The organism is Virgibacillus sp. GM2-2 (assembly GCF_055329585.1).
Genome location: NZ_JBUZWC010000022.1, coordinates 1 through 14,372, shown reverse-complemented (window position 1 = coordinate 14,372; position 14,372 = coordinate 1). Strand labels below are relative to the sequence as shown.

At 37.7% G+C, this 14,372-nt stretch carries 14 protein-coding genes; all 14 read left to right on the top strand.

The window, feature by feature from the left end; translation table 11 throughout:
- Nucleotides 1-509 precede the first annotated feature (509 nt).
- The 14 genes from ACY9Z2_RS17745 (at nt 510) to lysS (ending at nt 13,964) form a co-directional block, all read left to right on the top strand.
- Complete coding sequence (locus ACY9Z2_RS17745; RefSeq protein ID WP_463611006.1) at nt 510-1,250, top strand: hypothetical protein; 741 nt, start codon at nt 510-512, stop codon at nt 1,248-1,250.
- On the top strand, nt 1,213-2,148 hold the full coding sequence (gene prkT, locus ACY9Z2_RS17740; RefSeq protein ID WP_463611005.1) for a serine/threonine protein kinase PrkT: 936 nt from the start codon (nt 1,213-1,215) through the stop codon (nt 2,146-2,148). The genes ACY9Z2_RS17745 and prkT overlap by 38 nt, the downstream gene beginning before the upstream one ends.
- An 80-nt stretch (nt 2,149-2,228) precedes the next feature.
- Complete coding sequence (gene tilS / locus ACY9Z2_RS17735; protein WP_463611004.1) at nt 2,229-3,623, top strand: tRNA lysidine(34) synthetase TilS; 1,395 nt, start codon at nt 2,229-2,231, stop codon at nt 3,621-3,623.
- An 11-nt stretch (nt 3,624-3,634) separates the two neighbouring features.
- On the top strand, nt 3,635-4,180 hold the full coding sequence (hpt, locus tag ACY9Z2_RS17730; RefSeq protein ID WP_463611003.1) for a hypoxanthine phosphoribosyltransferase: 546 nt from the start codon (nt 3,635-3,637) through the stop codon (nt 4,178-4,180).
- A gap of 212 nt (nt 4,181-4,392) precedes the next feature.
- Nucleotides 4,393-6,423, top strand: coding sequence for an ATP-dependent zinc metalloprotease FtsH (ftsH, locus tag ACY9Z2_RS17725; RefSeq protein WP_463611002.1), 2,031 nt, complete (start codon nt 4,393-4,395; stop codon nt 6,421-6,423).
- Between the two features lie 140 nt (nt 6,424-6,563).
- Nucleotides 6,564-7,340: a type III pantothenate kinase gene (locus tag ACY9Z2_RS17720; RefSeq protein ID WP_463611001.1), complete on the top strand. Its 777-nt coding sequence runs from the start codon at nt 6,564-6,566 to the stop codon at nt 7,338-7,340.
- 6 nt (nt 7,341-7,346) lie between these two features.
- Entirely contained in the window at nt 7,347-8,222 is an 876-nt protein-coding gene (gene hslO, locus ACY9Z2_RS17715) for an Hsp33 family molecular chaperone HslO (protein ID WP_463611000.1), read from the top strand.
- 25 nt (nt 8,223-8,247) lie between these two features.
- Complete coding sequence (locus ACY9Z2_RS17710) at nt 8,248-9,159, top strand: peptidylprolyl isomerase (protein ID WP_463610999.1); 912 nt, start codon at nt 8,248-8,250, stop codon at nt 9,157-9,159.
- A 94-nt stretch (nt 9,160-9,253) separates the two neighbouring features.
- On the top strand, nt 9,254-10,186 hold the full coding sequence (gene cysK / locus ACY9Z2_RS17705; protein WP_463610998.1) for a cysteine synthase A: 933 nt from the start codon (nt 9,254-9,256) through the stop codon (nt 10,184-10,186).
- Between the two features lie 106 nt (nt 10,187-10,292).
- Nucleotides 10,293-11,123: a dihydropteroate synthase gene (gene folP, locus ACY9Z2_RS17700; RefSeq protein ID WP_463610997.1), complete on the top strand. Its 831-nt coding sequence runs from the start codon at nt 10,293-10,295 to the stop codon at nt 11,121-11,123.
- The gene (gene folB, locus ACY9Z2_RS17695; RefSeq protein ID WP_463610996.1) at nt 11,123-11,485 is read left to right on the top strand and encodes a dihydroneopterin aldolase; all 363 of its coding nucleotides are present in this window, start codon (nt 11,123-11,125) and stop codon (nt 11,483-11,485) included. The genes folP and folB overlap by 1 nt, the downstream gene beginning before the upstream one ends.
- Nucleotides 11,485-11,985: a 2-amino-4-hydroxy-6-hydroxymethyldihydropteridine diphosphokinase gene (folK, locus tag ACY9Z2_RS17690; protein WP_463610995.1), complete on the top strand. Its 501-nt coding sequence runs from the start codon at nt 11,485-11,487 to the stop codon at nt 11,983-11,985. Before folB ends, folK begins: the two co-directional genes overlap by 1 nt.
- Nucleotides 11,967-12,194 carry a helix-turn-helix domain-containing protein gene (locus ACY9Z2_RS17685; RefSeq protein WP_463610994.1) on the top strand — a complete coding sequence of 76 codons (228 nt, stop codon included), beginning with the start codon at nt 11,967-11,969 and terminating at the stop codon, nt 12,192-12,194. The genes folK and ACY9Z2_RS17685 overlap by 19 nt, the downstream gene beginning before the upstream one ends.
- A 288-nt stretch (nt 12,195-12,482) precedes the next feature.
- The gene (lysS, locus tag ACY9Z2_RS17680) at nt 12,483-13,964 is read left to right on the top strand and encodes a lysine--tRNA ligase (RefSeq protein WP_463610993.1); all 1,482 of its coding nucleotides are present in this window, start codon (nt 12,483-12,485) and stop codon (nt 13,962-13,964) included.
- Nucleotides 13,965-14,372: the final 408 nt, after the last annotated feature.

Below are 14,372 nucleotides of genomic sequence, written 5' to 3'. Positions count from 1 at the left end.
TTTTGCTCCGAGGAGACTCAGCGCAAGCCCGCGGAAAGCGAAATGTTTTTCCGTAGCGGCAAGCTACCATATTCCAAATTACGTCGCAGTCTACGTATACTGAGAAAAAACATTCACTTGTTAATAAGAGAATGATTACTAGTAGTGAAATTAAAATAAGCGGACACCAGAGCCCTTATTTGTGCAAAATTGGGGCAAATGTAGTTGTTAGCGGACTCAGGATACCTTATTTAGTAAAAAAGTCTGATTTCAACTTGTTTTTACCTTAATAAGGCATCCTGAGTCCGTTTAACCCATAAAACATGCCCCAAAAGTGAAAATAAAGGCTTCTGTGTCCGTTGCCGAGCAGTATCTGGCTTCTACTTATCCAGTAATCCGGCCGGGGTCGTCGTATTCCAGTAGTCAAGATAAGATTATGATGAAAATATTGGTTATTTCCACCTACCAAATAGGTATAAATTTCCTGAATTTTGGCGAGGATGATTAGGAAAGAGTTGGAGGTGGATTGGATGAAAAAAGGTACACTAAAGCAAATCCTTTTAATTACAGATGGTTGTTCGAATAAAGGGGAAGACCCAGCTGCGACTGCAGCACTTGCTCACAAGCAAGGGATTACGGTGAATGTAATAGGAATATTGGATGATGATCAGACAGAACAGCCAGAAGGATTAGAAGAAGTTGAAGAAGTTGCGCTTTCTGGTGGAGGCGTAAGCCAAATTGTTTATAAGAAGTCGTTATCCCAGACAGTACAAATGGTTACAAAACAAGCAATGACACAAACGTTACAAGGTTTTGTCAATCAAGAATTACAACAAATTCTTGGTCCAAAGCAAACAATGGATGAGTTAGAGCCAGAAAAGCGTGGCGAAATCATGGAGGTCGTTGAGGAACTAGGAGAGACTTGTGATTTAGAAGTACTCGTTTTAGTTGATACAAGCGCAAGTATGCATGATAAGTTGCCGACCGTGAAAGAAGCTTTAATTGATTTGTCAATTAGTTTAAATGCTAGAATTGGGCGAAATCGTTACTGTGTTTTCACCTTCCCTGATCGGAAAAAAGATATTAAACAAATTTTAGACTGGTCACCAAGGCTAGATTCTATATCTGCTATATTTCCGAAACTTACTAGTGGAGGAATTACGCCAACAGGACCGGCAATTCGCGAGGCGATGTATCAATTTGGTAAAACAAGCTTGCTAAGGAGCTTTGACGATGAAGACGAACCACCAGTCGAAGAAGCATGGTATTAATATTAAGCCCGGCACCGTCATTGTAGGTAAATGGCATAATAAACGCTATGCCGTTATAAAAAAACTTGGCAATGGTGCGATAGGGAGTGTTTTTCTCTGTGAAGTTGGGGGAAAACGCGTTGCGCTTAAAATAAGTGAGAAAAGTATGTCTATGACGATGGAGGTAAATGTTTTAAAATCGTTACAAAAGGTCCAAGGAAGTCGTCTTGGACCTTCTTTAGTTGATGTGGATGATTGGCTTACGCCTGTTGGGACAGTTTTTTCTTTCTATGTAATGGAATATATACAGGGCCAAAGTCTATCATCCTTTATCAAACGGAATGGCAGCTCCTGGATTGGCGTTCTGATGCTTCAACTCCTCGATGATTTAGCTGGTCTTCATAAAGCGGGCTGGGTGTTCGGTGACTTAAAGGAGGAAAACTTATTAGTCTTACATTCCCCTCCTAAAGTCCGGTGGATTGACGTCGGTGGGACTACACAAATTGGAAGAGCAATAAAAGAGTATACAGAGTTTTACGATCGTGGATATTGGGGAATGGGTACAAGGAAGGCAGAACCTAGTTATGATTTGTTTGCACTTGTGATGGTTTTCGTCAAAATATACTATCCTAACCAATTTGATCGAGGAAGCAATTCGGAAGCGATAATCATTGATAAACTAAAAAAAGTATCACCTTTACGCCCGTATTTACCTAGTCTAGTTAAAGCATTACAGGGAAAATATCAATCTAGCTTGGAAATGAAAAAAGATATCGAGATGTTGCTTAACCGTCCAAGACAGCGCCAGCCACGTCAGTTACGTAAGCAACGAAATCAGAAAGCCTCGTTACTTGTTGAGTCAACAGGTATCTCAATCGTTGCTTTATTTTATTATCTTGTTTCGCTATTTCTTCCTTAATGGTAGTTCTTTTATATTAATCTTAGGGTATGATAGGATAAAATCATTCCACAATTTTAATTACAAAGGATGTAGTAAAAATGAAAGAAAGTGTACATGTATTTATGCGGAATAATGGGCTGCTTTCACCTGATGCAACGGTGTTAGTTGCAGTTTCGGGTGGTCCAGATTCGATGGCACTTCTTCATTTTTTTCATTCTATACGTAAAGAGTGGAATTTAAATCTTGTAGCACTCACCGTAGATCATCAACTACGTGGTGAAGAGTCATTAGAAGATCTACGTTTTGTAGAGAGAGTGTGTGCAAAGTGGGATATTGATTTTTGTGGAACTTCTTTAGACGTTCCTTCGTACAAGAAAGAGAAAGGTTTTGGAACACAAGTAGCAGCTAGGAAAATGCGATACCAATTTTTTTCTAAAAAGATGAAGGAATATGGCGCTGATTATCTTGCGCTTGGTCATCATGGTGATGATCAAGTAGAAACCATGCTAATGGGATTTGCACGGTCTAGTAATAGTAGAGCCCTTTCAGGAATGCCTGTAGTACGTCCATTCGCTAATGGCAAAATCATTCGCCCATTTTTGGGGGTTACCAAAAATGAAATTAAAGAATACTGTTTAAAAAATAATATCCCATCAAGGCTTGACCCGTCCAACTTGTCAACGGATTATACAAGGAATTATTTTCGTAAGCACGTACTTCCAATACTAAAAAGTCAAAACAATAATATACATACAACAGTACAGCATTTAAGTAAATCCCTGCAGTCAGATAATGATTTTTTGACCATGGAGGCGAAAAAGCTTGTACAACAGGCTGTTAAATTGAACAGAGATGGCAATTTTTCAACAATCGAAATTGATTCGTTTCAGGAGCAGCACAGTGCTTTACAAAGAAGAGCCTATCATCTAATATTGAGTTATCTATATGATGAATTGCCTAAAAATTTATCGTATATGCATGAGGAACAGTTTTTTGCATTGATGAATAACCAAAAGGCCAGTGGTAGTTTAGATTTCCCACATCATTTAAAGGTTGAGAAATCCTACCGAACGATGAACATTTACTTCGAAAACAAGCTGCCTCAACCATCTCCATTTCATAAAGCCATTACGATTCCTGGCGAAGTCACATTACCCGATGGATCGATTATTCGGGCTGATTTTATAGACAACCTACATAATAAAAGTCAGAAATTTTATTTATGTGGCAGTACTCAAGTTGCACTGCCATTACATATTAGAACGAGGAAGCCAGGAGATAGGATGAGATGGAAAGGTCTGAATGGAAGTAAGAAAATAAAAGATATATTCATCGATGAAAAAATTCCATCCAGATTACGTGATTCTTGGCCGATTGTGACGGATAACAATGGAGAAATCTTATGGCTTGTAGGACTAAAAAAAGGTGAGCCAAAAAACGAGACAAAAGACACCTCATTTATACAACTTTACTATGAAAAAGCTACTAGGTAGGAGGAACAGGCATGCATAACGATATTGAGAAGATATTGGTCACAAAAGAGGAAATCGCAAAAAAATGCGAAGAAATTGGAAAACAACTTACAGAAGAATATGATGGGAAATTTCCTTTAGCAATCGGTGTGTTAAAAGGTGCGATGCCATTTATGTCAGATGTATTACGGCATATGGACACCCACTTAGAAATGGACTTTATGGATGTTTCTAGTTATGGAGGTAAGACCCGCTCATCTGGTGAAGTGAAAATTGTGAAGGATTTAGACACAAAAGTAGAAGGGCGCGATCTTTTAATAATAGAAGACATTATTGATAGCGGTCTTACACTAAGCTACTTAGTCGACTTGTTTAAGTACCGAAAAGCGAAGTCCATCCGAATTGTAACCTTGCTCGACAAACCATCTGGCAGAACTGCAGATATCAAAGCAGATGTTATTGGTTTTGACGTGCCAGACGAATTTGTAGTTGGGTATGGTTTAGATTATCAAGAGAAATACCGAAACTTACCGTATATCGGGGTATTAAAACCAGAAATATACGGTGGAGAAGAATAATGAGGTGGCGTACAAGTAGATAGGCAGCAGTAAACGTAAATATACAATACTTGTCACTAAATGTTTGGTATTACTTTTTTAATCATGATGTAAAATAGAAACATAAAAATAACTTTACAAAATAATGTCTAGTCAAGTGGAAATAGTTGTATTGTAACTTTTTCCTATGATACCATTGTTTGTAGTTTTTCCCGTTTGGGAGGAGGTAAGTAATGAAACGATTAATGCGGAATGTGTTCTTTTGGTTCCTAATTTTTCTAGTAGTCGTGGCAGTTATCGAATTATTTAGAGGCCAAGATGAACAAGCAAAAGATTTAAATGTTGAAGAGTTTATGCAGGCATTAAATAATGGTGATATTGCAGAAATGACCATGCAGCCTGTAAATAAAGTAATACGAATAACTGGTGAACTGGAAGAAGGAGATCAACAATTTGTTACTCAGGTTCCAGAAAACACAGATATTATAGCAAATATTTATGAAATAGCTAATGAACAAAGTGTATTAAATGTTGAACAAGAAGAACAGCCTAGTGCATGGATTACCTTCTTAACAGGAATTGTTCCGTTTTTACTTATAGGATTATTTTTCTTCTTCATACTTAGCCAATCACAAGGTGGCGGTGGCGGCCGTGTGATGAACTTTGGAAAAAGTAAAGCGAAAATGTTTACAGAAGAAAAGAAAAAGGTTCGTTTTAAAGATGTAGCAGGCGCGGATGAAGAAAAGCAAGAGCTTGTAGAAGTTGTTGACTTTTTGAAAGATCCACGTAAATTTTCACAAGTGGGTGCACGAATTCCAAAAGGGGTTCTACTAGTTGGCCCTCCTGGTACTGGTAAAACATTACTTGCACGTGCGGTAGCAGGTGAAGCTGGCAAGCCTTTCTTCTCTATTAGTGGTTCTGACTTCGTAGAAATGTTTGTCGGTGTAGGTGCTTCTCGTGTCCGTGATTTATTTGAAAATGCAAAGAAAAATGCACCATGTATTATCTTCATTGATGAGATTGATGCAGTTGGTCGTCAACGTGGAGCTGGTCTTGGTGGTGGACACGACGAACGTGAACAAACCCTGAACCAACTACTTGTTGAAATGGATGGTTTTGGAGTAAACGAAGGTATAATTATTATTGCTGCTACTAACCGTCCTGATATACTTGACCCTGCATTATTACGTCCGGGTCGTTTTGACCGTCAAATTACAGTTGACCGTCCAGACGTTAAGGGCCGTGAAGAAGTATTAGCGGTACATGCTAAAAATAAACCGTTAGATCCAGCAATTGACATGAAAGTTATTGCAATGCGTACGCCAGGTTTCTCTGGAGCAGACTTAGAGAATCTGTTAAATGAAGCTGCATTAGTAGCAGCACGTCAAGATAAGAAAACAATTGACATGCTTGATCTTGATGAAGCAATTGACCGCGTTATCGCTGGTCCTGCGAAGAAAAGTAGAGTTATTTCTAAGAAAGAGCGTAACATTGTGGCATACCATGAAAGTGGTCACACGATTATTGGGATGGTGTTGGATGATGCGGATATGGTTCATAAAGTAACCATTGTCCCACGTGGTCAAGCTGGTGGTTATGCTGTTATGCTTCCGAAAGAAGACCGTTACTTTATGACAAAACCAGAATTGCTGGATAAAATAACAGGGCTACTTGGTGGCCGTGTAGCAGAGGAAATTATCTTTGGTGAAGTAAGTACCGGAGCTCATAATGACTTCCAGCGTGCTACAGGTATTGCACGTAAAATGGTTACGGAGTATGGTATGAGTGACAAAATTGGTCCATTACAATTTACAAGTGGTGGTAACAATCAAGTATTCCTTGGTCGAGACATTCAGAATGATACAACATACAGTGATAGTATTGCGCATGAAATCGATAAAGAAATGCAAAACTTTATCAACTTCTGTTATGAACGTGCAAAACAAATCCTTACAGAAAATAAGGATAAGCTAGAACTTGTTGCACAAACACTATTAGAGGTTGAAACGTTAGATGCTCGACAAATAAAAGGTTTATTCGAAGATGGTAAACTTCCTGAACCGGTGAAAGATGTGGAAACTCCAAAAAAATCCGAAGATGAGGATAAAGATTTGCGAGTGAATATCCATCCAAAAGATGATGACACAGTACCGGAAACATTTGAGGAAGCAAAAGAAAAAGCAAGAAAAGAATTAGAAGAAGACGTTCATGAAGAAAAAGATGAAGAGCCTTCTTCTTTGGATGAGGATAATAAAAAGGAATAACGATATCCTATATAAAAACAACCCTTCGTAATGGAGGGTTGTTTTTTCGCACTGCTACAAAAGTATACGTTTTTCTTCACTTATAAATATGTGATATATTTAAGGAAATTGATTGTTGAGTGGAAGGATATGAATAAAATATGTTGTTTGTTCTGGACGTAGGAAATACGAATACGGTATTAGGTGTATTCGATCAAGATAAATTAATTCACGAATGGCGGATTAAGACAGATCGCTATAAAACAGAAGATGAATTTGCTATGCTTATAAAATCACTATTAGAACATCGGAACATTTCCTTTAACGATATTAAAGGAATTATTATATCTTCAGTTGTGCCACCGATTATGTTTGCCCTAGAAAAAATGTGTAAGAAATACTTTAATCAAGAGGCAATGGTTATTGGAAAAGATAATGTACAATCCTATTTATCGATGAAATACCCGAATCCAAAGGAAATAGGTGCAGACAGGATTGTTAATGCGGTTGGGGCCATAGAAGAATACGGCTCGCCGTTAGTCATTATCGATTTTGGAACAGCAACAACATACTGTTATGTTAATGAAAACAAAGAATATGAAGGTGGAGCGATAGCACCTGGAATTCATATTTCGTTAGAAGCATTATATAAAAAAGCATCAAAGCTACCAAAGGTAGAAATTACAAGTCCTTCAAGTGTAATTGGTACTTCTACTGTCGAAGCGATGCAGGCAGGAATTTATTATGGTTATATTGGTCAGGTGGATGAAGTAGTTTCTAGAATTAAACATCAAGCTAACGAAACTCCAACAGTAGTTGCAACGGGTGGGTTAGCAAAACTTATTGCGGACGATTCAAAAACAATCGATGACGTTGATTCAAACTTGACGTTAAAAGGATTGTATATCATTTATAAACGCAACTTGGAAAAGGAGTAAATTTTTATGAAGGATTATCTAGTAAAGGCAACGACCTATAATGGAATGGTTCGCGCTTATGCAAGCACGACAACCAATACGGTCAGTGAAGCACAGCGTCGGCATGATTCATGGGCAACAACCTCTGCAGCATTAGGACGGACTATTACAATAACAGCTATGATGGGCGCAATGATGAAGGGTGATGACTCCATTACAGTAAAAGTAGAAGGGAATGGACCGATCGGCCCAATTATAGCTGATGCAAATGCACATGGAGAAGTACGTGGATATGTAACAAATCCTCATGTTGATTTTGATCTAAACAGTAAAGGTAAATTAGATGTTGCACGTGCGGTTGGAACAGAAGGAAACATAAGTGTTATTAAGGATTTAGGGCTAAAAGATTATTTTACAGGACAAGTACCAATTGTTTCTGGAGAGATAAGTGAGGATTTCACGTATTACTTTGCTAATTCCGAACAAGTACCTTCTGCAGTAGGTGCAGGGGTACTCATTAACCCAGACCACTCGGTACTAGCTGCCGGCGGATTCATTATTCAAGTCATGCCTGGTGCCGATGAAGAAGTAATTGAACGATTGGAAGAACAGATACAATCGTTCCCACCAATTTCATCGTTAATTCAAGAAGGGAAGTCACCACAACAAATTTTACAAAGACTTTTCGGAGATGAAGAAGTTAAAATACATGAATCATTGCCTATAGAATTTTCATGCAAATGCTCCAAAGAACGGATTGAACGAGCTATAGGTGGACTAGGTAACGATGAAATACAAAAAATGATTGATGAAGACGAAGGTGCAGAAGCTACGTGTCATTTTTGTAATGAGATCTATCAGTTCAATGTGGAAGAGTTAGAAGCATTAAAACAAACAGATTAAAAATGGTTAGGATAGGGAGCTTTATATGCCAAAAAAATTATTATTGGGGATAATTGTTGTATTGTTGATTACAAATGTTGCTACGTTATTGTTCTGGAATAAAGATGATGACAAGGTTGTTCTGGAAAATGGTGAAAAAGAAGTGGACGCACAAGAGCCTGTTGCGACAATAAACGGGGAAACAATTTCATACGAAGCATGGATGTCTAAGCTGCGTGAAACAAACGGAAAAGACCAGTTAAAACGAATGGTCGACGCGGAAATTGTTAAACAATTGGCGGAGAAGCATGATATTGAAGTTAGTGAAAAAATTATTGAACGAGAGCTCGCCTTACTTACAGGTATGCAAGGTCCGATGACTCCAAAAGAAATAAAGCAAAAAGAAAAAGAATGGCGAAAGGATATTATTTACCGCTATCAACTCGGTGCTCTATTGACAATGGATACAGAAATTCCTGAAGAAGAGATGAGATCGTACTACAATGAGTATAAAAATCAATACAACTTTTCATCATCTATCAAAGTCTCTCATATAATAGTGCAGGATATGGAAACAGCTGAAAAAGTGAAAAAGGAGCTTGATAACGGCGCTTCTTTCCAATTACTTGCAAAGGAATATTCAATTGATGAGGACACCAAAAAAGATGGGGGATATCTTGGCTATTTTCAAACCAATAGTCAGTTTTTGCCTGATGGCTATTATGAAACCGCAAAAGAGATGGAAGCAGGAACATATAGTGAACCCTTTGCGAGTAATACTGGCATAGCTATTATTTTTTTACATCGCTTATTACCTGATATTAATTTCACGTATGAAGAAATTAAACCATATTTAAAAAGAGAACTAGCTTTGGATAAATTAGATCAATCATTAACCACTGAACCACTTTGGAATAAGTTAGATATAGAGTGGGTATATGAAAAAGAAAAAGAGTAATACCTAAATAGTAAGCATTGTTTGACAATTAACGAATTGCGTTGTACATTGTAAATAAATCCTATAAAATTACTAGGAATTAGGAGGTAGTTGTATGAGAGTTGCTGATAATATTGCTGGTTTGATTGGCCAAACGCCAATGGTTAAGTTAAATCGTTCGGCTGATGCGGATAGTGCAGATATTTACTTAAAGCTCGAGTATATGAATCCAGGAAGTTCTGTGAAGGATCGAATTGCTTTAGCAATGATTGAAGCTGCCGAAGAAGAAGGCGTATTAAAGGAAGGTGACACCATTATTGAACCCACAAGTGGTAACACTGGAATTGGGCTTGCAATGGTTGGAGCTGCTAAAGGATACAAAACAATTTTAGTTATGCCCGATACAATGAGTAAAGAACGCCAAAACTTATTAAGAGCATATGGTGCTAAGCTAGTTTTAACTCCTGGGTCTGGTGGAATGAATGCTGCAATTAAAAAGGCAGAGGAATTAAAAGAAGAGAATGGTTATTTTATGCCACAACAATTCAATAATAAAGCAAATCCTGATGTACATGCCAGAACTACAGGTAATGAAATCGTCGAACAAATGAAAGATGGTCTCGATGCATTTATTTCTGGAATTGGAACAGGTGGAACGATCACCGGAGCAGGGAAAGTTTTAAAAGATCATTTTGATGGTATTAAAATTTATGCTGTCGAACCATCTGATTCAGCGATTTTATCTGGTGGTTCACCTGGACCACATAAAATTCAGGGACTTGGTGCAGGATTCGTACCAAAAGTGTTGGATACAGATATATATGATGATGTCATTCGAATTACAAACGAAGAAGCTTTCGATACTTCTCGTGAAGTTGCTAAGAAAGAAGGTATTCTCGGTGGAATCTCATCTGGTGCTGCAATAGCTGCTGCCAAACAAGTTGCGAAAAAACTAGGTAAAGGCAAAAAGGTAGTTGCTGTTCTACCTAGTAATGGGGAACGATACTTATCAACTCCACTATATGAATTCGAAGAAACAGAACAATAAGTTAGAATTAACAAGGACTGGTATCGAAAAAAATCGGTACTAGTCCTTTTTTTTACGCTGTGATACGATTAAAAGGAATAGAGGATACGTGGAAGAAGGTAATAAAATGCAAGCAATACTGAAAACCAATACAGCGACCTACGATTTATCAAAACGGACGTATGTCATGGGAATTCTAAATGTAACGCCAGATTCATTTTCAGACGGTGGAAGTTATACCACAATAGAAAAAGCAGTGAAGCAAGCAATTGAAATGGAGAAACAAGGTGCCGATATTATTGATATTGGTGGAGAGTCAACTCGTCCTAATCATGAGCCGGTTTCAGTTGATGAAGAAATTAAACGAGTTGTGCCTATGATCAAAGCTGTGAAAGCTGCGGTTACGATTCCCATTTCAATTGATACATATAAAGCAAAGGCAGCTAGAGCAGCTATTGAAGCTGGTGCCGAAATTATAAATGATGTATGGGGCGCCAAAAAAGAACCTGAAATAGCAGACGTTGCAGCAGAATATGATGTACCAATCATATTAATGCATAATCGTAATAATAAAAATTACACATCACTAATTGATGATATGAAAAAAGATTTAAAGGAGAGCATTGAGATTGCAAGACAGGCAGGTGTAAAAGAGGAACATATTATTCTTGATCCAGGAATTGGATTCGCTAAAACACAAGCAGATAATTTGGCCGTCATGAACAATCTGGAAGCATTTAATGAACTTGGTTATCCGATTCTTTTAGGCGCTTCACGTAAAACATTTATTGGCAATATATTAGACGTCCCACCAGAAGAACGCGATAATGGTACGGGTGCAACAACGTGTTTAGCTATCCAAAAAGGTATACAACTTGTGCGCGTCCATGATGTGAAGCGGCATGTTGAACTTGCAAAGATGATGGATGCGATGCTGGCTGGAGGTAATGACAACTAATGGATAAAATAATAATGAAGAAGTTGCAATTTTATGGGTATCATGGTTTACTTCCAGAGGAAAATTCGCTTGGACAACGGTTTAACGTGGATGTAGAGTTAATGGTAAACTTAGAGCAAGCGGGCAAAAGTGATCGTATGGAAGACTCCATTCACTATGGACATGTATATGAAACTATACAGGAAATTGTCGAAGGTGAACCAAAAAATTTAATTGAGGCGGTAGCCGAAGAAATAGCCGCTAAACTATTATCCAAATTTGATTTATTACAGGCATGTTTGGTAAAAGTTGTGAAGCCAGATCCGCCAATTCGCGGCCACTACGAATCGGTAGCAGTAGAAATTTTTAGGGAGAAAGTGTAATGAATAGAATTTTTTTAGCTCTTGGAACGAATATAGAACCACGATTTACCCATTTGCAAAAAGCAATACATGAACTGGAGATACATGAGCACATTACGATAATAAAACAGTCCTCAATTTACGAAACAGCACCTGTAGGGTATACCGATCAGGCGGACTTTTTAAATATGGTGGTGGAGATTGAAACAACCCTTTCTCCAAACGAACTGTTGGACGCGTGCCAGCACATTGAAAACGAGTTGGGTCGTAAGCGCGAAATTCGATTTGGCCCTCGTACGATTGACCTTGACATTTTAACCTATAATAATGAAAATAGAAAAACAGAACGGTTAATTTTGCCACACCCACGAATGCATGAGCGTGCATTTGTTTTAATACCATTAAACGAGTTGCATTCTGCTTTGAAATTAGGTAGTAGCGGAAAACAGGTGTCAGATTACTTACAGCAACTGAATGAGCAAGATGTAAAGGATGTAAGGCTATGGACATCGAAAGAGTAGGCAGACGAATAAAAGCATTTCGTAAATTAAAAGGATATACACAAATAGATTTTGCTAAGGCATTACATGTTTCCATCTCCGAGCTTCGAAGTATAGAGCGAGGAGTAAAGGAAGCCCCCGAAGTGTTATTAGAACAAATTTCTGATTACCTAGCAGTCTCAACGGAAGAGTTAATTGGGGAAGTTCAACACTTGAAGGAGGCAGAATAGGGTTTCAAATTGTTAATAGTACGATTTGAGTGCTAGCCTCCTAAGGGAGGAAAGACTTTGGCTTCCTAAATATTTTGATAGAAGAATTGGAAGCAAGTATCACTTCTTAGATAAGATGATTTCTGCGTTTTATGCTGCCAGTTACTATACTGGCAGTTTTTAGTTGACCAGAAGATACGTAAATACATGAAAAATTTTAGTTCTTCCTATATAATGTACGATAAATGATTGCAACATCACTTGTACGGTTTGCGGTTATATATAAAAAGTATTATTGGAGTGATTACTATGTCAGAAGAAATAAATGAACAAATGCAGGTTCGACGAGACAAATTGGCTACATATCGTGAACAGGGGATTGATCCGTTCGGCGGTAAGTTTGTTCGTACGCATTCCACTGAAGAGCTGAAAAAAAGTTATGATCAATTTTCTAAAGAGGAATTGGAAGAAAATACAGATCAAGTGACGATAGCTGGACGAATGATGACAAAACGCGGAAAAGGAAAAGCCGGGTTTGCTCATGTGCAAGATTTAAGTGGGCAGCTACAGATTTATGTACGTAAAGATATGATTGGTGACGATGCATACGAAGTATTTAAGACGACAGATATGGGTGATATTATTGGTGTCACAGGTGTAATGTTTAAAACTAAAGTAGGTGAACTATCTGTAAAAGCTACGGAGTTCCATTTGCTTTCAAAGTCTTTACGCCCACTACCAGAAAAATATCATGGTTTAAAGGATATCGAGCAACGTTATCGTCAACGTTACTTAGATTTGATTACAAACGTAACTAGTCGTGAAACGTTTATATTACGGAGTAAAATTATTCAATCAATGCGTCGTTATTTAGACAATAATGGATTTTTAGAAGTGGAAACACCAATGATGCACGGTATTCCGGGTGGAGCATCAGCGCGTCCATTTGCAACGCATCATAATGCATTAGATATTCCTTTATACATGCGTATTGCTATTGAGTTGCATCTAAAACGACTTATTGTAGGTGGCATGGAAAAAGTATATGAGATAGGACGAGTGTTCCGAAATGAAGGAGTGTCGACTAGACATAACCCAGAATTCACGATGATGGAGCTTTATGAAGCATACGCTGATTTCCATGATGTAATGGAACTAACAGAAAACATGATTGCTCATATTGCAGAGGAAGTATTAGGTAGTACGACGTTAACGTATGGTGAGGAAGAAATTTCTCTTGCCCCTAAATGGAAAAGACTTCATATGGTTGATGCTGTAAAAGAGTATACCGGTGTAGATTTCTGGCAAAAAATGAGTGGTGAGGATGCACGCGCGCTTGCGAAAGAACATGGTATCCAAATACAAGAAACAATGACATTTGGTCATGTTGTAAACGAGTTTTTTGAACAAAAGATAGAAGAAAAACTTATCCAACCAACTTTTGTTTATGGGCATCCAGTGGAAATCTCTCCGCTTGCTAAGAAAAACAAAGAAGATGAACGTTTTACAGATCGATTTGAGTTATTTATTGTTGGTCGTGAACATGCTAATGCCTTCAGTGAGTTGAATGATCCGATTGATCAACGTGAGCGTTTTGAAGCACAAGTTAAAGAACGTGAACAAGGTAATGATGAAGCTCATTTAATGGATGACGATTTTCTTGAGTCACTAGAATATGGTATGCCACCAACTGGTGGACTTGGAATAGGTATTGATCGACTTGTTATGCTATTAACTAACGCACCATCTATTCGTGATGTACTTCTATTCCCGCAGATGCGAAATAAATAATCTACTTGGATGAGGACACTATGTTTTAACTAGTGTCCTCTATTAAATTAATTGCTGTTGGTTTTATACCCTCCAAGAGGAATAAACTATGATTGAAAAAGTCATTACGAAACATAATAATAATGAGATTGAATTGGATAGGTTATACTGAAAAATACACTTCCGACTTATTTGAATATTATTCCAAGTAATTCTTTTTATTTTTTGCTTGCTTTCAATCTTAAATCATGGTAAATTAGTTTACGTTGTCTTTTGAACAACCCTTACATTCCATTTAAAAAATATTAAATAAAGTTATTGACTTTGTTTTTTATAAGTGGTATATTAATAAAGTCGCCAATTTGAGGCGGCGGAACAATTTGCTCCTTGAAAACTGAACAAACAATCAAGTATGTCAAGCAACGAAAC

Coding starts and splice junctions, on each gene's coding strand:
- ACY9Z2_RS17745 (WP_463611006.1), top strand. CDS start 510: ATGAAAAAAGGTACACTAAAGCAAATCCTTTTAATTACAGATGGTTGT.
- prkT (WP_463611005.1), top strand. CDS start 1,213: ATGAAGACGAACCACCAGTCGAAGAAGCATGGTATTAATATTAAGCCC.
- tilS (WP_463611004.1), top strand. CDS start 2,229: ATGAAAGAAAGTGTACATGTATTTATGCGGAATAATGGGCTGCTTTCA.
- hpt (WP_463611003.1), top strand. CDS start 3,635: ATGCATAACGATATTGAGAAGATATTGGTCACAAAAGAGGAAATCGCA.
- ftsH (WP_463611002.1), top strand. CDS start 4,393: ATGAAACGATTAATGCGGAATGTGTTCTTTTGGTTCCTAATTTTTCTA.
- ACY9Z2_RS17720 (WP_463611001.1), top strand. CDS start 6,564: ATGTTGTTTGTTCTGGACGTAGGAAATACGAATACGGTATTAGGTGTA.
- hslO (WP_463611000.1), top strand. CDS start 7,347: ATGAAGGATTATCTAGTAAAGGCAACGACCTATAATGGAATGGTTCGC.
- ACY9Z2_RS17710 (WP_463610999.1), top strand. CDS start 8,248: ATGCCAAAAAAATTATTATTGGGGATAATTGTTGTATTGTTGATTACA.
- cysK (WP_463610998.1), top strand. CDS start 9,254: ATGAGAGTTGCTGATAATATTGCTGGTTTGATTGGCCAAACGCCAATG.
- folP (WP_463610997.1), top strand. CDS start 10,293: ATGCAAGCAATACTGAAAACCAATACAGCGACCTACGATTTATCAAAA.
- folB (WP_463610996.1), top strand. CDS start 11,123: ATGGATAAAATAATAATGAAGAAGTTGCAATTTTATGGGTATCATGGT.
- folK (WP_463610995.1), top strand. CDS start 11,485: ATGAATAGAATTTTTTTAGCTCTTGGAACGAATATAGAACCACGATTT.
- ACY9Z2_RS17685 (WP_463610994.1), top strand. CDS start 11,967: ATGGACATCGAAAGAGTAGGCAGACGAATAAAAGCATTTCGTAAATTA.
- lysS (WP_463610993.1), top strand. CDS start 12,483: ATGTCAGAAGAAATAAATGAACAAATGCAGGTTCGACGAGACAAATTG.